Source organism: Planctomycetota bacterium, from assembly GCA_035574235.1.
Lineage (GTDB): Bacteria > Planctomycetota > MHYJ01 > MHYJ01 > JACPRB01 > DATLZA01.
On sequence record DATLZA010000195.1, the window covers coordinates 1 to 19,244 of the forward strand.

Genomic DNA, 19,244 nt, shown 5'->3' on the forward strand with positions numbered 1-19,244 from the left:
GTCAGGAGGTCCTTGGTCTCCTGGTGCCGGGAGCGCGCCGCTTCCGTCGCCAGCCCCGCCTCCCGCGCGGCGGGGTAGAAAAGGGCCTCCTCGACCTCGAAGTGGAGGTCGATCTCCGCTTCCAGGCGCGCGAGAAATTCCCGGACCGCCGCCGCGTCCGCGGGGAATCGGGACGCCAGGAGCGTTTCGATTTTCCGGTGTTCCTTCTCGAGGAGATCCGTCGCCTTCATGGGGAGAAGCCCTTTCCACCCCCTATGAGCCCCGGAGCGCGCGCGCGGTTACGGCCGCCGCGCGGAGGCGGAAAAGGGATTCCCCCGGCGCGCGGGTCCTACCGGACGACCAGAACGGCGTTCTCGGTCCCGAAGGGGTTCGGAACGCGGCGGTCCAGACCCGGCACGTCGCGCCACTGGCCGTCCACGATGAGCCGGCACTGATATTCGCCCGGCGGAAGTTCGAGATCGGCGACCCAATCCCCGTCGGGTCCGGGCTGGAGGCGCAGGCGGTCGGTGGCCCAGCCGGTGAACTCGCCCGTCAGGATCACTTCCCGCGCTCCGTCCAGGCGGACGCGGAAGGGGATGCGGCGCCGAGCGCCCGGGGCGGGCGCCGGCTGGGACGGGGAAGGAGACGTCCTGGGAGACTTGCGAACGGCCATGGTGCACTCCTCGGGAAATGCGGGAAACTCCGGACCGAACAACGGCTCCGAATGTATCAGGATCTTCCGCCGGATCAAGGGGGATTCGACGCGCCGGCGGCGGTCAGGGCGACGGATGCACCCGGAGGCCCCGTTCGCGGAAAGCCGCCAAGGCCTGCTCGATCCGGCGCGCCGTGCCTCGGAGCTCGAGCCGGAACCAGGAGGTTGTTTCCGTGATCCGACCCCGGAGAAGCTGGAACCCCACCCGGGGCGGCCGGACCATCGTGCGTCCGTCCGGCACTTCCACGTCCACCCGCACCGCTTTCATAAGGACCTCCGCTTCAAGCGGTGGGGAAGGGGAGCAAATCGCATGCCGTGTCGCGGCGGGTGGGACGGCGGTTGCGGGGATACCGGGCGGTAGGGGGTTGGGATTTTTTCCTACCGGGCGGTAGTTCGGGCTTCAGGGTTTCCGGAGGGCGTCGAGGTACCCTTGGGCTTCCCGGGCTTCGGGACGTTCGGGGTAGTCGCGGACGAGTTCCTCGAAGATCTCGAGCGCCTGCCCGGTTTTTCCCTCCAGGAGAAACGCCTTGGCCGCCTTGAGGAAATACTGGGCCGCCCGGGCGCGGGGGTCCCCGGCGGAAGGGGCGGCGGGGGCGGCCGGCGGGGGCGAGCTTTCCATGATCTGGCGCTGGATGCCGTCGTAGTCCCGGATGAGACGCTCTCCCTCGGCCGTCAGGAAAGCTCTTCCTTCCCGGCGGGCGTCTTCGGCCCGCGCCCGCAGCGATTCCAATTCCGCCTCCAGAGCGCCCTCCCGGTCGCGGAGCCGGATGAGCTCCTCGGGAGAAAGCTTCTCGCGGGCGCGCTGGTAGAGCTCGTTCATCTTCTGGGCGCGCCCGGCGAAAGTGCGGATCGCGGCGCGGCTGAAGGCGGCCGCCTCGAGCGTTCGGCCCAGATTCCAGTGGTAGGCGGCCATCGCGTCCCAGAGGTCGCTTTCGAGGGGGTACTTGGCCAGGCCCTCCCGCCATGCCGCCAGCGCCTGCTCGCCGCGCCCCAGGTACGCCAGGGCGACGCCGAGCTCATGGTAGCACTTGCCGCCCGATTCCGGCCAGGGCCGGATCTGGAGCGCCCGGACCAGATAGGCGGCGGCCGGAGCGAACCGGCCCGTGCGCCGGTAGATGAGGCCGAGTTTGTAGTGCGTGTCGGCGTTGGGGAAATCTTCGGCGAGCGCCTTGCTGAAAAAGGTCTCCGCCAGACGCGCGGCGGCGGCGCTTCGGCGCTCCTGGGCGTCCTTGAGGAGCCGTTCCGCCAGGGCGAGCGACTTGGCCGCCCGGGCGGGATTGCCTTCCCTCCGCGCCAGCGGCACGAAAGCGTCGGGCTGGACGTCGTGGAGGGGAATCGCCATGCCGCCGGCCTCTCCCCGGCCCCACTCGCCCCACGTGACGAGGCCCACCGCCCGCCCGCGCGCGTCGCACACCGGGCCTCCCGAATTTCCGGGAAAAATGCCCGCCTCGAGGTCGAGATACCCGGGCATGTCCACGAACCGGTCGCGTTGCCGCAGCCGCCCTTCGACGAGCACCTTTCGATGCCCTCCGTGGCTGGCGGGATACCCCACCACGTAAACCCGTTCGCCCGGAAGGGGCGCCTCCTCCGCCCGCCGCATCGGATTCAGCGCCAGCGGATGCTCGGACGGATCGAACCGCAGAAGCGCCAGGTCCTTCTTCGGATGAACGCCGAGGAGCGTCACGCGGCGGAAATAGACGCTCCGCCAGCCCTGATCCGTGAGGGCCTCGACCTCCACGTGGAAGGGAAGCGGCGAGACGACGACGTGCGCGTTCGTGAGGACCAGGCCCTCCGCGTTCAGAAGGACGCCCGAGCCGTAGCCCTCCGGATTGCGCACGGCCACCACGGAGGCGCGGACCGCCGCCATGACTTTGGACGCCTCGTCCGGATCCGTGAGCTCCTGCGAGCGGGCAAGGCCGGCCGCCAGGAACAGAACGATCACGCTCCCGTTCAACGAACGTGCCCCCCGACAAGTATATCCGGACCTACCGGAGGGCCTCCAGGATCCGAGCCTCGTCCCAGCCCTCCGCGCTCACGTCCAAAGCCTGGGGTTGTCCCGCCGCGGCGTAGGCCGCCCGCACGGGAGCCTCCGCGAACTTTCCCGCGGCGCGATGGAGCGCCAGGCGATCGGGCGCCGCCAGCATCGCCGCGCTGCGCAGCCCGCCGAGCCTCCGGAGGTGCGGATGCGCCCGCGGACCGCTCCAGGCCGCCTCGTCCTCTTCGTCGAATCCGCCGAGGTCGATCACCGTGCGGCGCACCGCTCCCGGCGGGACGAGCGCCCGCGCCAGGAGCGTCACGGGTCCCGCTTCCCCCAGGCCCACGAGCCGCGCATCGCCCGCCGCGGCGGCCTTGAGGAGGCCCTGGTCGAGAATCCGGGCGATCTGCCGGGCCAGGTCGGTCCGGAAATAGCAGGTCGGGAAGCGCCGCTGCTGCTCCGCGTTGCCGCCGGCCGGAGGGGCGGGATCTCCGAGCGGCGCATCGAGCGCGACTTCGAACACCGTCTCTCCCCGGGCCCGCAGCGCGTCGCCGAGCGGCCGGAGCTCCGCCGCCCGGGCGGCCACGAGCACGGTCGCCCGCCCGGACGGGTTCGCGCGCGGCGTCGCTTCCGCGGGCCACGACGCGCCCAGGACCTGCTCGAACGCCGGGAGGAACAGCCCGCGGAAGCGTTCCAGGCCCGCCGCGTCGCGCGGCGCGAGGGAGGCGAGCTGAGCGCGGACGCGCTCGCGCAGCAAGTCCCGCAGGCGGTCCGCGCCGGCGGCGTCCGGCGGCACTTCGCCCGCCGCCGAGAGGTCTTCCCGGCGGATCGGCGGCGTTTCGGGTTCGGGGATCCGGTCCCGTTCCGGCGCGCCCTGGAGCCAGCGGGCGAACCACGCGTAGACCGCCTCGCGGGAGTCCTTGTTGTAGTTGTGCGGCGCGGCGAACTGGACGACCCGGAAGCGTTCCGGAACGCCCAGTTTCTGATAGACGCGGCCGATGGCGGGTCCCTCGAGATCGGGATTGTGGCGCGTCCAGTCTCCGGTGCAGGAAACCAGAAGGAGCGGCCGGGGGGCCGTCGCGGCGGCGATCTCGACGTTGTTGAGATCGATCCGCAGGAACGGCGCGTTCTCGCAGGAGCATCCGCCCTGAAACTCGGCGGCCACCATGTTGACGGGCGCCGCGCAGGCGATGCGGTCGTCGATCGCGGTCAGGAGAAAGGTCTGCGTCCCGCCGCCGGACGCTCCCGTGGCGCCGATCCGCCGCGGATCCACGTCCGGCAGCGACGCTACGAAGTCCACCGCGCGCAGGCTGTTCCAGGTCTGGAGTCCCAGGAGGCTCATGCCCCAATCCGGATCCTGGAACTGGTGGGGAAGCTGCCGGAAGTCGCCGTACCCCACCATGTCGTACATGAAGCAGACGAATCCCAGCCGCGCGAAGGTGAGGCCCCGGGCGGGCAGGTCCCCCTGGTCGGTGCGGGTGAAGCGGCCGTCCTTCCAGTGGCCGTGAGGGGAGACGACGGCGGGGAACGGGCCCTCGCGGCCGCGCGGGCGGTAGAGGTTCCCGGTGAGGTAGAAGCCCGGCCAGGTTTCGAGGATCACCTTTTCCACGGTGAAGCCGTCGTATTCGAGCTTCCCGAAGATCCGGGGTTTGAGCGCCGGCCGCTCGAATTCGGGCCAGAGTCCGGCCGACACGAGAATCCGGGTGCGGATTTCCCCGCGGCGGCGTTTCCAGAGCTCGGCGGAGGCGGCGTATTTCTCGAGGCGCCCCCGCCATGCGGGTGGGGGTTCCTGGGCGCCCGCCGCCGCCAGGGCGAGCGCCACCGGAAGCGCGAGGCGGATCATTTCATGTCCCTCCAGTCCGGGATACGCCCGCCGGCGGTCAATCGGCGCCGATTCCGACGTAGGTGCGGACTTTCTCTTCCTCGAACTTGCGTTCCGCTTCCGGCTCGCGCGACAGAAGCGTGACGGCGACGCCCGCCAGGAACGCGGCGGCCATCGAGAAAAGTCCGGGGCTCTTATAGGGGAAGATCGCCTCGGGCTTCTTGAAGATGTCCACCCAGACCGTGGGGCTCAGGACGATGAGAGCCGTGGCGGTCACCAGGCCCGCGACCATGCTGGCGACGGCTCCGGCCGTGGTGAACCGTTTCCACGTGATCGAAAGCAGAAGCGCCGGGAAGTTGGCGCTGGCGGCGATCGCGAAGGCGAGTCCGACCATGAAGGCGACGTTCTGCCCTTTGAAGAGGATGCCGAGGAGGATCGCCAGCGCTCCGAGCGCCAGCGTGGCGATCCGCGCCATGCGCATTTCCTCCCGTTCGTTCGAGCGGCCGTGCCGCACGACGCCCGCCCAGAGGTCGTGCGAAAGCGCCGAGGCGCCGGCCAGCGTGAGGCCGGCCACGACCGCCAGGATCGTGGCGAACGCGACGGCGCTCAGGAATCCGAGGAAGGGCCGTCCGCCCAGGGTTTCCGCCAGGAGCGGCGCCGCCATGTTGCCGCCTTTGTCCATCCGGACGATCAGGTCCTGTCCCACGAGCACCGCCGCGCCGTAGCCGATCGTGAAGGTCAGGATGTAGAAGTACCCGATCCAGCCGGTGGCGTAGAAGACCGACTTGCGCGCTTCGCGCGCGTCCGGGACGGTGTAGAACCGCATGAGGATGTGGGGGAGCCCCGCGGTGCCGAACATGAGGGCCAGCCCCAGGGAGACGGCGTCCACCGGGTCGGCGACGAGTTTGCCGGGCTGAAGGATGGCGTCCCCGTAGCGGGCGCGGGCCTCCCCGAAGAGCTTGGCGTAGTCGAATCCGAACCTGGCCAGGATGAGGACGACCAGGAGCGTGGCGCCGCCGAGGAGCAGGACCGCCTTGATGATCTGAACCCATGTGGTCGCCAGCATGCCCCCGAACAGGACGTAGGCGATCATGAGCGCCCCGACCGCGACGACGGCCGTCTCGTAGCCCAGCCCGAACATCTGGCCGACCAGGCTTCCGGCGCCGACCATCTGGGCGGTGAGGTAGAAAAGGACCGTGACGATGGCTCCCGTGGCCGCGGCGGTGCGGATCGGCCGCGCCCGCAGCCGGTAGGCCACGACGTCGGCAAAGGTGTACTTGCCGAGGTTGCGCAGCGGCTCCGCGATGAGGAAAAGGATGATCGGCCAGCCCACGAGGAATCCGACCGAATAGATGAGCCCGTCGTAGCCTTTGGTGGCGACCATGCCGGCGATGCCGAGGAAGGACGCCGCGCTCATGTAGTCGCCCGCCAGGGCCAGACCGTTCTGGAAGCCGCTGATCCGGCGCCCGGCGGCGTAGAACTCCTGAGTCGTCCGGGTGCGCCGGGCCGCCCAATAGGTGACGGCGAGCGTCACGACCACGAACGCGAGGAAGAACGCGATCGCCAGGGGATCGGTGGTTCCGAGGACCGTCTTACCCGTTTCCATGCGTCACCTTGTCCCGGAGCCGGCGGACTTCGGCGTCGTAGCGCGCGTTGGCCCAGGACACGTAGAAGCCCGTCAGAAGCCAGGAGATCAGGATCACCCCGACGCCGATCGGAATTCCCGCGGTGAGAGATTCTCCGAGGCGGACGGCGAAGAGATCCCGCCGCCAGGCCAGCAGGAAGATGAAGCCGAAATAGACCGCCCCCATGACGGCGGTCAGGACGAGCGACACCCGGTTCTTGACGCGGGCGAGGCGGCGGAAGTCGGGATCCTCCAGGAGCGCCAGCGCCCGATCGCGGTCGTGCGTCTCCATCGGCCCTCGCGATCGATGCCTCGGATCGCGGGGCATTCTGCCAAAGGACGGGGCCGCGGTTCCAGGATTTCCTCGCTACCGGAGGTCCCGCAGGGCTTCTTCGAGGGCCCGGCGGTAGGTGAGCGGGCTGAAGCCGGGACAGCGTTCCCAGAGATCGGCCAGCGCGCTGCCGGCCGGAACCTCTTCCCGCCAGCAGCGGTCCGCGATCTCCAGCGCCGCGCGGTCGAGCGCCGACGCCCGGCGGAGCGCCTCCCGATAGATGTCTTCGCGCAGGCCGGGATGGCGGTGACGCAGGCGTGTGACCGCCTCCCCAATGGCCTGAACCCCCTGGGCGTAATCGACGGGCATCCAAGGCCCCTCCTGGAGGAAGGAGAGAAGCCGTTGCCTCAGAGGCTCGCCGACATCGACGCCCAGGACGTGCAGCCGAAGGTCGTCCTTGAACACCCGGAAGGCCGAATCCAGGACGGGAAAGGAAAGACTCCGCATGACCGTAAGCCCGAAGGCCCCCCTCTCTCTACAGTAAAGGATACTCCACGACGGGGGCCGGGGTGAAGGACGATCCGTAATTCGCAGGCATTGCCGGGGGACAGGGTCCGAATTACGCCCAGCGAATCACGAATAACGGGGGAACTCCTCCCTTATTCGTCGCGCAAGAAAAGGTAAAGCGGGCTCTCGCCCACGGCTGCTTCGACGACTCCATTACGGACCGTGGCCTCCGTCGCAGGCGTTTCGCCCGGTTCCAGCGGCATCCGCTCCACCCGTTCGATCCGCGCGGTCCCCACGGGAATCCGAGCCGTCGCGGTCCGGCCCGATCCCGTGGGGGACCAGGCGGCGATCGCCCGCCGTCGGGGATCTTCGCCGTGCGCGTAGAGGAAGGCGTACAGCTCTCCTTCCCGGCGCTCGAGGATCCGCTCGAAGCGGTACGCGCCCAGGGTCCGCTGCAGATGCGCCAGGGCATGGAAGGAAGGCTTCGGCCGGAAGTGCCGGGTCACGCCGCTGGAGGCGTGCAGGCCCGGTTCGTCCGAGTCGTTGAAGAAATAGATATAGGCCCGCGCCACGTCCATCGAGGAGAAAAGAAAGATCGACCGGACCAGGTACCGGGCCTGCTGTTCGTCGGTCACGTTGCCCTGCCAGCGGGAGGTCTCGCCTTCGGCCGGCGGCGGCTTCGTGCAGGCGTCCCAGCCGAATTCGGTGACCCAGATTTCCTTTCCGGGGGCGTTCGCGCGGCGCCAGTCGATAAGGGCCTGGACGGAGGAGAGGAAGGCGATCTTCGGGTCCTCGGGGTGGGACCGCTTCCACGAAGGCCACCCCTCGGCCATCGCGTAGGTGTGGATGTTGAGGATGTCGTACAGCGCCTCGAGTCCCGCCACGCAGGAGACGCTCTTTTCATAGCGGCCGCTTTTTCCGACGGTGAGGTTGCAGGTGGCGATCCGGAGCTTCGGGTCCCCTTCGCGGAATCCCCGGGCCATCGCTTCAAAGACCTTGCGGTAGGTCGCGTCGTCGTAATGGCCGGGCTCGTTGCCGATCTCGACCGCCCGGACCAGGTCCCGGGACGAAGGTCCGAAGAAGCGCGCGAACGCCAGGCCGTAGGCGCGGGCGTCCCGGACGGGATCCTTCCAGGAGTCCGGAGGCGTCCCGTCGAACATGATGCAGACGTCCGTTTCGAACCCGGCCTTCTTCCAGGAGCCGTAGACATGTTCCCAGTTGACGCGGTTGCGGGCTTCGGGGAAACGGGGGATGGAGTCGGTGTCCTTGCCGAGATCCCAGCTCAGGCTGTGATAGTCGCGCACTTTGCGGAAGGCCGCCGCGTAGAGGTCCGGGCGGAATTGGACCGTGTGGCCGTTGATCCCCACGAATTCGCTCAGGAGGGGGCGGCGCGGGGGCGGTTCGGCGGGGCCGGCGGCCTGGAGGGCCGTCAGGAGGAAAGCCTTCGAAATCGCCGGGAAGCTCATCATGCAGGCTCCTTTGTCAAGAAGGGCGGCGGGAATATATAGCGCGGAAAGGCATCCGGCGCTTCCGCTCCGACGGAGAATCGTGTAGGTTTAGGGGCGTCGACTTCGGATATCTTTGGGAGCAGGCGGGGAAGGATCGGCGGGCATGGCCGAAGGGTCCACGGACGTAGACCCCGAAGTCCTGGCGGACCTCCAGGGCGTCGAGCGCTTCATGACCTTTTTCGGCGCCGGGGTTCTGCGGCCGGAATTCTGGGAGCTTTGCCTCCTCTTCCGGGAGAACCGCGAGGTTCTGCGCCGGGAGCTGGCGCGGCTGGAACGCCTCAGGGCGGAGAACCGGCCGCCGGGCATCGACCCCGCCGTCATGGACCGCCTTCTGCTCATCCGCCGCCGGTTTCAGCCCATGGTCAAGCGGCTGCGCGATTTCCTGGGCGCGCATCCTTCCGTGACGGAGAGCTTTCGCCTGGACCTGGCGATCGTCCTTCTGATGAGTTCCCAGGAAGGGCGGGCCGCCGCCGAACGCTGGAGCGCCGATCCTGCGGCTCAGGCGGAAGACGTCCTGCGGCACATGGCCGACCTCGAGCGCCGGGCGGACGCCTACTGCCGGGCGCTCGTCTCGGAGCGCCGGGATGCCCCGGCGCCGGAGCCGGGAGCGCCCGACGTCCGGCCGGGGGACATCGATTCGACCATCCGCGTGCATCCCGATTTCCTCGAAGATCTCCGCCGGGTCAACCGCGCCCGGGCGCTCCTCGAAGGCATCCGTCCCCCGGCCGAGCTCTGGGAGCTCGTGCTTCTCATCCTCGTTCTCCGGGAAGAGACGCGCAGCGGGATCGAAGAACTGGAACGCCTCAAGAAGGAGGGCCGCCCCGGCGAATTCGCGGGCGCCGCCTACGCGTTCCGCGAGAAGATCGGCCGCATGCGGGAGCGCTACGGGGAACTGGTGGGCGCCCTGCGGCGGCACCTCATCGGCCTGCTCGGGGCCTGGGAAGGCGACACGGAGGAACTCGTCCTGGCCATCATGGTGGCCACGGTCCAGGGCCGTCACCGCGTCCGGCAATGGCTCCAGAAGCCCGCCGAGTCCCGCGACGAGCTTCTCCACTGGGTTCGCGTCCTCCGGGACCGCGCCCGCAAGTACCAGGACTCCCTGCGCGGCCGGGAGCCGTCCGAGCAGCCCCTTCCGCGCCCTTCATAATCCTCCCCCCGTCCCGGCTTCCCCGGGGTACCCTTCTGCCGGAGGCGGGCGATTTCCGTAATGGACCCGCCCCGCCGCGCTTATAGGGGATGACATGGAACGCCTCGAGGAGGTGGTCCGGCGCGTCCGGGCCGGCGATCGGGAAGCTTACTCGGAGATCGTTCGCGCCTACCAGGACATGCTCCTCGCGTACGCCGCGTTCCGCGTGCCCGATCCGGCTCTCGTGGACGAGGTCGTTCAGCAGACCTTCATCCGCGCCTACGAGCAGCTCGACGAGTACCGCCCCGGCAAGGACTTCGGCGTCTGGCTGCGCGCCATCTGCCGCTTCATGATCCTGGCCGAGCTCAAACGCGCCTGCCGCGAGCGGGAGAACCGCCGCGAGTATCGCGAACGCCTCAAGCTCCGGCTTCTGGAAGAAGCGCTCGGGCGTGCGGAGGGCGGCGCCGAAGGGGATCTGCGGGAGCGCCTCGAACGGTGCCTCGACCGGCTTCAGGAGACGTCCCGCGCCCTCCTGCGGTACCGCTACGAGCAGCTCCTCAAGATCGAGGAGATCGCCCGCCGCCTGGACCAGTCCGCCGCGTGGGTGGCCACGACGCTTTTCCGCATCCGCGAGGCCCTGCGCGAGTGCCTCGAACAGGGGACGGCATGAACGAGGAACGCTTTCGAATTCTGGCCGAGAAATACTGGGAGGGGAGTCTCTCCGAGGAGGAAGCGCGGGAGCTCCTCGAGGCGCCCGAGGCGTGGCGGAGTCGGCTTCTGGCGGAAGCGGCGCTGGCGGGACTTCTCGAGCGGACGCACCGCCCGGGGGGGACGGACCTGGCGGAGCGGGTGGGGGCGGCGCTTCGGGCGGGAAGCCAGAAGGAGGCCATGGTCGGCCGGGTCCTGGAGCGCCTCCCGGCGCGGGGCCGGCAGCGGAGGCTCCTCGGGCTGGGCGGACTGGCGGCGGCGGCTCTTCTGGCGCTGGGCGCCGGACTCTTCCGGATGCGGGCCCCGGAGTCCGTTCCCTCGCCGGTTCCCGCCGCGGTCAAGGTCGGCGCGCCCTCGCGGCCGTCCGATCCGAAGGTGGAGGAGGCGGTCCGCCGGGCGGTGGGTTATCTCCTGGAGGCGCGGGTGCCGCACGGTCCCTGGAACGGACCGGTTCCCGCGGAGGATCTCGTTCTTCTGGCGCTGCGCCAGGGAGGCGTTCCGGAGACGCACCCGCGGTTCCGGGAGCTTCTCGAGGTCGCGCTTTCGCGGCCGCTGGAACGGACGTACACGGTCTCGCTGCACGCCGTCCTTCTCCGCGAGCTCGACCCCGCGAAGTATCGGGAGCGGCTGGAGGCCTGCGCCCAATTCCTCGTGGACAACCAGTGCGAAAACGGCCAGTGGGCCTACGGACGCCCGACCCCCCTGGCCGGAGGAGCGATTCCGAAGGCGGCGGCCTCCGGACCCGGGGCGGGCAACAACTCGTGCAGCCTCTTCGCGGCGATGGGACTTCGGGCGTGCGCGGAGGCGGGCGTGCGGCTTCCGCGGGAAACGATCGTCCGGGCCCGCGACTGGTGGCGCGCCTCGCGGCGCCCGGATCGGGACACGCGCTTCGGTCAGGGCCGATCCGGATGGTGCTATTCGCGCGAGGAGAAGGAGCACCATCCCTACGGTTCGATGACCGCCGGCGGGCTGGCCGCGCTGATCACCCTGAACCATCTGGCCGGAGACGACTGGCGGAAGGACCCCGCCGTCCAGGAGGCCCTGCGGTGGCTCACCTATCACTACACGGTCCTCGAGAACTACGGCCCCGTCGAGGACCTCATGGCCCGCGAGATCCTCTCGGATACCCCGAGTCCCATGACCGAGTACTACTACTACCTCTGGGCCCTCGAGCGGGCGGCGACGCTTTCCGGCACCGAACGCTTCGGGGAACATGACTGGTACGCCGAGGGAACGCGCGAGCTTCTGGCCGCGCAGCGGGCGGACGGCTCCTGGTACAGCGGCGTGAGGCGGTGCAATCCCGTATGGGACACCTGCTACGGGATCCTCTTTCTGACCCGGTCCACGCGCCCGTTCGGAGGATGACGCGATGCTGGCCGTGCTGGCGGCGCTCCTGATCCAGGCTCCTCCCGGCGGCGGGGTCGATTCCGCGCGCGTCGAGGAGGCGATCCGGAGAGGGATCGATTTCCTTCGCACGGCCCGGGCGCCGGGAGTCGGCTTCGCCGGGATCAAGGACTCGTATGAGCTGGTCCTGCTGACCTTCGTGCACGCCGGCGTTCCGGAAACCGATCCCCGGTTTCGCGAGCTTTTCCGGAAGATGATGGAAGAGCCGCCGGCGAACACCTACAAGGTCGTGCTCCAGGCGATGATCCTGGAGGAAGTCCACCGCGTGAAATACCAGCCGAAGATCGCTCAGTGCGCCCAGTTCCTGGAGGACAATCAGTGCCGGAACGGCCAATGGGGCTACGGGGAGCCTTCCGAATTCGTGAAGGAGGTTCCGCCCCCCCGGGATGTGGCCACGTCGCCGGGGGACCGCTCGGGAGTGCGGGAGTTCGATCGGCCGGGAGACTCCAAGCCCCGCGTCGTGCGCCGGATCGCGGTGCGGAAGATGAAGGAAGGGCCCGCCCAGGGAGACAACTCGAACAGCCAGTATGCGGCTCTGGGGCTGCGGGCCTGCCACGACGCCGGCATCGTCCTGCCGAAGGAAGTCCTGCAGAAGGCCCGCGCCTGGTGGGTGGAAAGCCAGCACGCGGACGAATCCAGGGCCGCCGGCGCGGCGGTGGCGAGCGGCCTGGGAGGTCCCGCCCGCGGCTGGTGCTACTCCCGCCTGGACGTCTGCGCCAAAGCCCATCGGCCCTACTTCGGCATGACCGCGGGGGGCGTCGCTTCCCTGGCGATCTACGACCATCTCCTGGAGATCGATCTCCGGCGCGATCCCGCGGTCCGCGCGGGGATCCAGTGGCTGGCCGCCTCCTGGTCCGTCACCGAGAACCGGGGGACCCCCGAGTTCGATCCTCAGCCGAAGTCCGAGCTCTACTACGCGCTGTACGCCCTCGAGCGCGTCGGGATGCTCTGCGGCCTGGAGAAGATCGGGCCGCACGACTGGTACGCCGAGGGGGCGCGCGCGATCCTGGACGCGCAGCGGAAGGACGGCTCCTGGAGCAGCGGCGTGGACCGGTGCGATCCGACGTGGGACACCTGCTTCGCCATCCTCTTCCTCAAAAAGGCGACCCGCGCGCTGGTGGCCAGCGAGGACGGCCGGGCGCGGCGGGGAGGAGAAGAGAAATGACGGCTTGGGCCTGGCTGGCCGCCCTCGTCTTCGCGGCGCCGCCGCAGGCCGCGGCGGCGGACGATCCGCAGGGCGTGGAATTCTTCGAGAAAAAGATCCGGCCCGTGCTCGTGGACAAGTGTTACTCCTGCCACAGCGCCGGCGCCAAGAAGATCAAGGGCGGCCTGACGCTGGATTCGCGGGCGGGAGCGCTCAAGGGGGGCCATCAGGGACCGGCGATCCGGCCCGGAGAGCCCGAGCGGAGCCTGCTCGTCCGGGCGATCCGCTGGGAGGATGAGGATCTTCAGATGCCGCCCAAGGAGCGTCTGCCCGCCGCGGTCGCCAAGGACTTCGAGGAATGGGTGCGGCGCGGCGCGCCCGGAGCGCCGGACTGGGCCGGCGTCGCGAAGGCTTCGGACGCCGCCCGGCCGAAGTCGGGCCTGTCGGTCGAGGAAGGACGCTCCTTCTGGGCGTTCCGCCCGCCGGTGCGGGTCGAGCCTCCGGCCGTGCGGGATGCCTCCTGGCCGGCGGGCGAAGTGGATCGGTTCATTCTCGCGGCCCTTGAGGCACGCGGTTTGCGTCCCGCCCCGGAGGCCGATCCCGCGACGCTTCTGCGGCGCGTCTTCTACGACCTCACCGGCCTTCCGCCGGAGCCCGAGGAGGTCGACGCCTTCCTCGCGGATCCGTCCCCGGAGGCGTACGCCCGGGTGGTGGACGCCCTGCTCGCCTCGCCCCGCTTCGGCGAGCGCTGGGGGCGCCACTGGCTGGACGTGGCGCGTTTCGCCGAGTCCCTCACGCTGCGCGGGTTCATCCTCAAGGAGGCCTGGAGGTACCGCGATTACGTCATCCGCGCCTTCAACGAGGACCTTCCCTTCGACCGGTTCATTCGCGAGCAGGTAGCCGGGGACCTCCTGGGCGGCGACACCCTGGAGGAGCGCCGGCGGCGCCGGGTCGCCGTGACGTTCCTCCTCCTCGGCAACACGAATCTCGAGGAGCAGGACAAGAAGATGCTCGAGATGGACGTGGTGGACGAACAGATCGACGTCCTGGGACGCGGCTTCCTGGCGCTGACGATCTCCTGCGCCCGCTGCCACGACCACAAGTTCGACCCCATCCCCACGCGCGACTATTACGCCCTGGCCGGCATTCTCAAGAACACGCGGGTGCTGGAGCACGCCAACGTGTCCAAGTGGATCGAGGCGCCGCTCCCCATGGAGCCGGCGCTCGAGGAGGCGGCGCGGCGGCACGAGGAGGCGGTCGCGCGGCTCCAGGCGCGCCTCCAGGAGGAACGCGCCCGCGCGGCGAAAGCCGTCCGCGCCGCGGCGGAGATGGCCGGCGGGGCGGTGCCGGTCTCGGCCGTCCCGGGGATCGTCGTGGACGACGCGCAGGCGGTCAAGGTCGGCGACTGGCAGCCGTCGACCTTCACCGGGACCTACATCGGCGCGGGATACGTGCACGACCGGAATTCGGGCAAGGGGCAGAAGAGCCTGACGTTTCAGCCCGAGCTTCCGCCGGGCGTCTACGAGGTGCGCTTCGCCTACGCTCCCGGGAAGGAGCGCGCCACGGCGGTGCCCGTGACGATCCTGAGCGCCGACGGCGAGAAGACGGTTCACGTCAATCAGCGCGAGGTCCCGCCGCTGGCGGGCCGCTTCGTGTCGCTGGGGCGGTACCGGTTCGAGAACAACCAGGGGTACGTGCTCGTGTCCAACGAGGACACCGACGGGCACGTGACCGCCGACGCGGTCGTCTTCCTTCCGGCCGGCGTCGCGGAAGAGGCCCGCGCCGCCGGAACGGCGCAGGACGAAGTGCGCCGCCTGGAGGCCGAGCTCAAGAAGCTTCAGGAGTCGGCGCCTCCGAGGGACATGGCGATGGCCTTGCGCGAGGAGAAGGAGGCGCGGGACCTGCGGATCCACGTGCGGGGGAGCGTCCACACGCTGGGCGAAGTCGCCCCTCGGGGGTTCCTCCAGGTGGCCTCCGCGGGACCCGCGCCGCGCATGCCCTCCGGCGAGAGCGGCCGCCGGGAGCTGGCGGAGTGGCTGGCGTCGCGCGACAACCCCCTGACGGCCCGCGTGTTCGTGAACCGCGCGTGGCACTGGCTCTTCGGGGCGGGAATCGTCCGCACCCCCGACAATTTCGGAGTCACCGGAGAGCGGCCGTCCCACCCGGAGCTTCTGGACTGGCTGGCCGTGCGGTTCATGGAGGAGGGCTGGTCGGTCAAGAAGCTCGTGCGCCGGCTGGTCCTTTCGCGCGCCTATCGGATGTCCTCGGAGGCGCCGCTGCCGGCCCCCGACGCGGATCCCGAGAACCGCCTGCTGGGCCGGATGAACCGCCGGCGCCTGGAAGCGGAGTGCCTGAGGGACACGATCCTGCGGGTGGCCGGGACGCTGCGCCTGGACGCGGCGGGAAGGACGTATCCGGCGACGCTCAGCTCGGATTACGGGTACGTTCACGCGGGCACGGAACGCAGCGTCTACGTGCCCGTCTTCCGCAACGCGCTGCCGGAGATTTTCCAGGCGTTCGACTTCGCCGACCCCAGCGTTCCGACCGGGCGGCGCGACGCGGTCACGGTGGCGCCGCAGGCGCTCTTCTTCATGAACCATCCGTTCGTCCGGACCCAGGCGGAGCGCGCCGCGGCGCGTCTTCTGGCGGAGGTTCCGGGAGGCGACCGCGAGCGGGTCGTCCGGGCCTGGCGGCGAACGCTCGGGCGGCCGCCCACGGAAGGGGAGGCGGCCCTGGCGCTGCGGCATGCGGCGGGGGCGCGGGACGCGCAGGCGGCCTGGGCGGATCTTTTCCAGGCGCTTTTCGCGTCCGTGGAATTCCGGTACGTCCGTTGAATCGGGGAGGGTCGTCCATGGAGCTCTGGACCCGTCGGCGGTGGTTGAAGGAGACGGCCTGCGGTTTCGGGGCGCTGGCTTTTGCGGGCCTGGCGTCGCGGTCCGCGGGGGCGGCCGCCTCGGGCGGGCCGCTGGCCCCTCGGGCGCCGCACTTCCGGCCGCGGGCGCGGAGAGTGATCTTTCTTTTCATGCAGGGCGGCGTCAGCCACGTGGATTCCTACGATTACAAGCCGCGCCTCGAGAAGGAAGACGGGCGGATGGTTTCGTTCGACGACGCGCGGACGGTGGCCAACACGGGGGCCCGCGGGACGCCGATGCGCGTGATGAAGCCCCTCTGGAAGTTCGAGCGCCACGGCGCGTGCGGGCGCTGGGCCTCCTCGCTTTTCCCGGAGACCAACCGCCACGTGGACGACCTGTGCTTCATCCACTCGGTGCACACCGAGGGCGTCGCGCACGGGCCGGCCACGCTCTTTCTGCACTGCGGCGCCACCCAGTTCGTGCGGCCCTCCATGGGATCGTGGATCGTCTACGGCCTCGGGACCGAGAACGAGAACCTGCCCGGATTCGTCACGATCGCCCCGAGTCCCGGAAACGGCGGCGCCCGGAATTACGGGAACGCCTTCCTTCCGGCCGTCTACCAGGGGACTCCCCTCGGACGGGCGGGCGGGCCCGCCTCCGAGATGACGATCCGGAATCTGCGCGACCCGTCGGCGCGCCCGGAGGAGGCGGCCCGGAGGTTCGCGCTCCTTTCGGAGCTCCAGGAGGAGCAGCGGCGCCGCTCGCCCGGGGATTCCGAGTTCGAGGCGGTCGTGCGTTCGTACGAGCTGGCCTGGCGGATGCAGCAGAACGCCCCCGACGTGCTCGACCTTTCGAAGGAATCGAAGGAGACGCTGGCGCTCTACGGGATCGGCGAGAAGCCCACCGACACCTTCGGACGCCAGTGCCTCATGGCCCGGCGCCTGGCCGAGGCGGGCGTGCGCTTCATCCAGGTGACCTACGGCGACGGCAGCGCGAATCCCGCCTGGGATCAGCACTCGAACATGCCCAAGCACGCGGACCACGCGCGGGCGGTGGACCGGCCGATCGCGGGGCTCCTGGCCGACCTCAAGCGGCGCGGGCTTCTGGAGGACACGCTCGTCTGGTGGGGAAGCGAGTTCGGCCGCACGCCGTACGCGGAGAAAAACGGTACGGGGCGCGACCACAATCCCGGAGGGTTCACCGTGTGGCTGGCCGGAGGAGGCGTGAAGGCGGGGTACGCCCACGGAGCCACCGACGAGTTCGGCCACCTCGCCGTGGAGGGGCGGGTGCATATGCACGATCTCCACGCCACGATCCTTCATCTGCTGGGCCTGGACCACGAGCGGCTGACGTACCGGTACGCGGGGCGGGACTTCCGCCTGACGGACGTTCACGGCCATGTCGTGAACGAGATTCTCGCCTGACGGGGGCCCGATGGGGATCGGGATGCGGGCGCTCGCGGCGGCGGTGCTCGCCGCTGCGCCGGCCGGGGAACTCCGGGTGATCTCGGATTTTCCGGGCGGCTCCGCCCGGGTCGAGGGGATCGATCCGGCGACGCGCACGATCCGGATACTTCCGGCGGCGCATTCCGGACGCGGATGGGACTGCTGGTGGTACTTCCGGGTGGAGGGGCTTTCGCCCGGAGAGACGGTGGTCCTGGACGTGGGGGGCAGCGTCTGGGCCACGCCGGATCGGGCGGCGATGAGCGCGGACGGGAAGTCGTGGCGGCAGACGCCGCCGGGAGAGCGGCACGCGAAGGATCGCATCCGGTACCGGGTCCAGGCGCCGGGATGCGCGGCATGGTTCGCCTGGGGTCCTCCCTTCGTCTTGGCGGACGCGCGGGAGACGGTGGAGGGGGCGGTCCGGGCGTGTCCCGACGGGGCGCGGGGGTTCGAGCTTTGCCGCAGCCGGGAAGGGCGGCCGGTTCCGGCGGCGCGACTGGGACCCGCCGGAGAAGCCCGCGAGGCGGTGTGGATCCAGGCGCGCCAGCATGCCTGGGAGTCCGGCAGCAGCTGGGTGGCGCGGGGCTTTCTCGAATGGCTGGCGTCGGACGACGCGCGGGCCCGGGCCCTCAGGGCGCGCGCGGAAGTCGTCGTCGTTCCGATCATGGACGTGGACAACGTCGAACGGGGCGCCGGGGGGAAGGAGCAGAAGCCTCAGGATCACAACCGGGACTGGAGCGAGGATCCCCACTGGCCGGAGGTGCGGGCCGCGCAGGCGGAGCTTTCGCGATGGATCGAGGCGGGACGGGCGGCGCTCTTCGTGGATCTTCATAATCCCGGCGCGCGGGACCGCGACCCTTACTTTTATGTGCCGCCCCGGGATCTTCTGACCGAAGAAGGGCGGGCGGGGCTCGAGGTCCTGCTGGCCTCGGCGCGGGCCGAGATCACGGGCCCCCTTCGATTCACCGGCCGGGTGGAGGAGTCGGGCGCGGGGTACGACCCGCGATGGGAGCGGATCAGCAAGAACTGGGTGACGCGTCGCAGTTCGGGTCGCGTGCCCGCGGTGACGCTGGAGACCGCCTGGAATACTTCGTCCAGCACGGCCGAGGGCTACCGGCGGGTGGGGCGGGAGCTCGGGCTGGCCGTGGAGCGCACGCTTCGAGAGCGAAAGCCCTGAAGGCGGGCGCTTTTTTAAAACCTTCCGGCCCGTCCGGATCAAGACATTAAGGAAGGCATGAGCGACGAAGGTCTGATCGAGCGCTCCCTGCGGGGCGACACGCAGGCGTTCGGGCGCCTGGTGGTGGAACACGCTCCGGCGATTCTGCGTTTCGTCGGGGGCCTGGCGGCGTTGCCTCTTTCGGAGCGCGAGGAAGTGGTGCAGGAGGCGTTCGTCCGGGCCTTCGAGCGCCTGGATCAGTTCGATTCCCGGCAGAGCTTCCGCGCCTGGGTCGCCGGGTTCGCGCGCAACGTGCTTTGGGAACATCTGGCGCGCCTGAAGCGGCATGAGCAGGCGCGGCGGCGGTTGCTGGCGGCGGCGGTGGCGGACGAGGGCCTGCGGGCCGTGGCCGAAGGTTCCGGCGTCCGGGCGGGCGGCCGTCTGGAGGCGCTGGAGAGCTGCGTGGAAGCCCTGCCGGAACCCATGCGCCGGGTGCTCCGGCAGCACTACGCGGAAGGAATGTCGATCGAAGAAATCGCGCTGGCGCTTTCCCGGCCGGTGGGGACGGTGAAGTCGATCCTTCATCGGTCGCGGATCGAGATCCGCAACTGCATGGCGCGGAAGCTCGAGCGCCCGGTGGACGCGTCATGAACGACCGGCTTGATCGGATTCAGGACTGGCTGGACGGCCTTCTCTCGGAGGAAGAGGAGGGCGCTTTGGCGGGTGAACTCTTGACGGAGCCGGGAGGGGCCGCGCTCGTGGAGGAGTTCGCCTGGGTGCACGCGCACCTGCCCGAGGCGCTCGGCGCGTCCGGTCCGGATCCCGGCCTCCTGGCGGACCGCGTGGTTCAGGAGATCGAGGCCCGGCAGGGGGAGCGCGTGCGGGACCGGGTGCTGGAACGGCTGCACGCGCCGGCGCGGCCGGGGACGACGCGGATCCGTCCGATCTCGCGTCCCGACCTGCGCGCGGTGCGGTCCGCGGCGCCGCGGCGCGCCCCGGCGGGGTGGGCGGCCG

18 protein-coding genes are annotated in these 19,244 nt (G+C 70.1%); 9 read left to right on the top strand and 9 right to left on the bottom strand.

Annotation, left to right across the window (positions count from 1 at the left end; translation table 11 throughout):
* The 9 genes from VNO22_18210 to VNO22_18250 all read right to left on the bottom strand — a co-directional run.
* The coding region (locus VNO22_18210) for a hemerythrin domain-containing protein (GenBank protein ID HXG63310.1) at window positions 1-230 on the bottom strand (230 nt) is incomplete at its 3' end.
* Window positions 231-328: 98 nt separating this feature from the next.
* The gene (locus tag VNO22_18215) at window positions 329-652 is read right to left on the bottom strand and encodes a glycogen-binding domain-containing protein (protein HXG63311.1); all 324 of its coding nucleotides are present in this window, start codon (window positions 650-652) and stop codon (window positions 329-331) included.
* A 103-nt stretch (window positions 653-755) separates the two neighbouring features.
* Window positions 756-959: a hypothetical protein gene (locus VNO22_18220; protein HXG63312.1), complete on the bottom strand. Its 204-nt coding sequence runs from the start codon at window positions 957-959 to the stop codon at window positions 756-758.
* A gap of 132 nt (window positions 960-1,091) precedes the next feature.
* Window positions 1,092-2,633 carry a tetratricopeptide repeat-containing serine protease family protein gene (locus VNO22_18225; GenBank protein HXG63313.1) on the bottom strand — a complete coding sequence of 514 codons (1,542 nt, stop codon included), beginning with the start codon at window positions 2,631-2,633 and terminating at the stop codon, window positions 1,092-1,094.
* Between the two features lie 43 nt (window positions 2,634-2,676).
* The gene (locus VNO22_18230) at window positions 2,677-4,509 is read right to left on the bottom strand and encodes an acetylxylan esterase (protein HXG63314.1); all 1,833 of its coding nucleotides are present in this window, start codon (window positions 4,507-4,509) and stop codon (window positions 2,677-2,679) included.
* A gap of 37 nt (window positions 4,510-4,546) precedes the next feature.
* Window positions 4,547-6,094, bottom strand: coding sequence for a cation/acetate symporter ActP (actP, locus tag VNO22_18235; protein HXG63315.1), 1,548 nt, complete (start codon window positions 6,092-6,094; stop codon window positions 4,547-4,549).
* The gene (locus tag VNO22_18240; protein HXG63316.1) at window positions 6,081-6,404 is read right to left on the bottom strand and encodes a DUF485 domain-containing protein; all 324 of its coding nucleotides are present in this window, start codon (window positions 6,402-6,404) and stop codon (window positions 6,081-6,083) included. The genes actP and VNO22_18240 overlap by 14 nt, the downstream gene beginning before the upstream one ends.
* 75 nt (window positions 6,405-6,479) lie before the next feature.
* Window positions 6,480-6,890, bottom strand: coding sequence for a hypothetical protein (locus tag VNO22_18245; protein ID HXG63317.1), 411 nt, complete (start codon window positions 6,888-6,890; stop codon window positions 6,480-6,482).
* 152 nt (window positions 6,891-7,042) lie between these two features.
* Window positions 7,043-8,359 carry a hypothetical protein gene (locus tag VNO22_18250; protein HXG63318.1) on the bottom strand — a complete coding sequence of 439 codons (1,317 nt, stop codon included), beginning with the start codon at window positions 8,357-8,359 and terminating at the stop codon, window positions 7,043-7,045.
* A 142-nt stretch (window positions 8,360-8,501) separates the two neighbouring features.
* Between VNO22_18250 and VNO22_18255 the strand changes: the two genes are divergently transcribed.
* The 9 genes from VNO22_18255 to VNO22_18295 form a co-directional block, all read left to right on the top strand.
* Window positions 8,502-9,545, top strand: a complete 1,044-nt coding sequence (locus VNO22_18255; protein ID HXG63319.1) for a hypothetical protein — start codon at window positions 8,502-8,504, stop codon at window positions 9,543-9,545.
* A 94-nt stretch (window positions 9,546-9,639) separates the two neighbouring features.
* Window positions 9,640-10,194: a sigma-70 family RNA polymerase sigma factor gene (locus VNO22_18260; GenBank protein HXG63320.1), complete on the top strand. Its 555-nt coding sequence runs from the start codon at window positions 9,640-9,642 to the stop codon at window positions 10,192-10,194.
* Window positions 10,191-11,597 (top strand): prenyltransferase/squalene oxidase repeat-containing protein, encoded by a 1,407-nt coding sequence (locus tag VNO22_18265; GenBank protein HXG63321.1) that lies wholly within the window; start codon window positions 10,191-10,193, stop codon window positions 11,595-11,597. Before VNO22_18260 ends, VNO22_18265 begins: the two co-directional genes overlap by 4 nt.
* Before the next feature lie 4 nt (window positions 11,598-11,601).
* The gene (locus VNO22_18270) at window positions 11,602-12,801 is read left to right on the top strand and encodes a prenyltransferase/squalene oxidase repeat-containing protein (GenBank protein ID HXG63322.1); all 1,200 of its coding nucleotides are present in this window, start codon (window positions 11,602-11,604) and stop codon (window positions 12,799-12,801) included.
* Window positions 12,798-15,614, top strand: coding sequence for a DUF1553 domain-containing protein (locus VNO22_18275; protein ID HXG63323.1), 2,817 nt, complete (start codon window positions 12,798-12,800; stop codon window positions 15,612-15,614). Before VNO22_18270 ends, VNO22_18275 begins: the two co-directional genes overlap by 4 nt.
* Before the next feature lie 17 nt (window positions 15,615-15,631).
* Window positions 15,632-17,056 carry a DUF1501 domain-containing protein gene (locus VNO22_18280; protein ID HXG63324.1) on the top strand — a complete coding sequence of 475 codons (1,425 nt, stop codon included), beginning with the start codon at window positions 15,632-15,634 and terminating at the stop codon, window positions 17,054-17,056.
* A 22-nt stretch (window positions 17,057-17,078) separates the two neighbouring features.
* Window positions 17,079-18,251 (top strand): M14 family zinc carboxypeptidase, encoded by a 1,173-nt coding sequence (locus VNO22_18285; protein HXG63325.1) that lies wholly within the window; start codon window positions 17,079-17,081, stop codon window positions 18,249-18,251.
* A gap of 57 nt (window positions 18,252-18,308) precedes the next feature.
* Window positions 18,309-18,881 (top strand): RNA polymerase sigma factor, encoded by a 573-nt coding sequence (locus tag VNO22_18290; GenBank protein ID HXG63326.1) that lies wholly within the window; start codon window positions 18,309-18,311, stop codon window positions 18,879-18,881.
* The coding region (locus VNO22_18295; protein ID HXG63327.1) for a hypothetical protein at window positions 18,878-19,244 on the top strand (367 nt) is incomplete at its 3' end. The genes VNO22_18290 and VNO22_18295, both read left to right, overlap by 4 nt.

What these genes read in the sequence shown, in the direction of transcription:
- VNO22_18240 (HXG63316.1), bottom strand. Translation starts at nt 6,404, where the DNA reads ATGGAGACGCACGACCGCGATCGGGCGCTGGCGCTCCTGGAGGATCCC.
- VNO22_18220 (HXG63312.1), bottom strand. Translation starts at nt 959, where the DNA reads ATGAAAGCGGTGCGGGTGGACGTGGAAGTGCCGGACGGACGCACGATG.
- VNO22_18285 (HXG63325.1), top strand. Translation starts at nt 17,079, where the DNA reads ATGCGGGCGCTCGCGGCGGCGGTGCTCGCCGCTGCGCCGGCCGGGGAA.
- VNO22_18215 (HXG63311.1), bottom strand. Translation starts at nt 652, where the DNA reads ATGGCCGTTCGCAAGTCTCCCAGGACGTCTCCTTCCCCGTCCCAGCCG.
- VNO22_18280 (HXG63324.1), top strand. Translation starts at nt 15,632, where the DNA reads ATGGAGCTCTGGACCCGTCGGCGGTGGTTGAAGGAGACGGCCTGCGGT.
- actP (HXG63315.1), bottom strand. Translation starts at nt 6,094, where the DNA reads ATGGAAACGGGTAAGACGGTCCTCGGAACCACCGATCCCCTGGCGATC.
- VNO22_18230 (HXG63314.1), bottom strand. Translation starts at nt 4,509, where the DNA reads ATGATCCGCCTCGCGCTTCCGGTGGCGCTCGCCCTGGCGGCGGCGGGC.
- VNO22_18265 (HXG63321.1), top strand. Translation starts at nt 10,191, where the DNA reads ATGAACGAGGAACGCTTTCGAATTCTGGCCGAGAAATACTGGGAGGGG.
- VNO22_18260 (HXG63320.1), top strand. Translation starts at nt 9,640, where the DNA reads ATGGAACGCCTCGAGGAGGTGGTCCGGCGCGTCCGGGCCGGCGATCGG.
- VNO22_18255 (HXG63319.1), top strand. Translation starts at nt 8,502, where the DNA reads ATGGCCGAAGGGTCCACGGACGTAGACCCCGAAGTCCTGGCGGACCTC.
- VNO22_18245 (HXG63317.1), bottom strand. Translation starts at nt 6,890, where the DNA reads ATGCGGAGTCTTTCCTTTCCCGTCCTGGATTCGGCCTTCCGGGTGTTC.
- VNO22_18290 (HXG63326.1), top strand. Translation starts at nt 18,309, where the DNA reads ATGAGCGACGAAGGTCTGATCGAGCGCTCCCTGCGGGGCGACACGCAG.
- VNO22_18270 (HXG63322.1), top strand. Translation starts at nt 11,602, where the DNA reads ATGCTGGCCGTGCTGGCGGCGCTCCTGATCCAGGCTCCTCCCGGCGGC.
- VNO22_18250 (HXG63318.1), bottom strand. Translation starts at nt 8,359, where the DNA reads ATGATGAGCTTCCCGGCGATTTCGAAGGCTTTCCTCCTGACGGCCCTC.
- VNO22_18275 (HXG63323.1), top strand. Translation starts at nt 12,798, where the DNA reads ATGACGGCTTGGGCCTGGCTGGCCGCCCTCGTCTTCGCGGCGCCGCCG.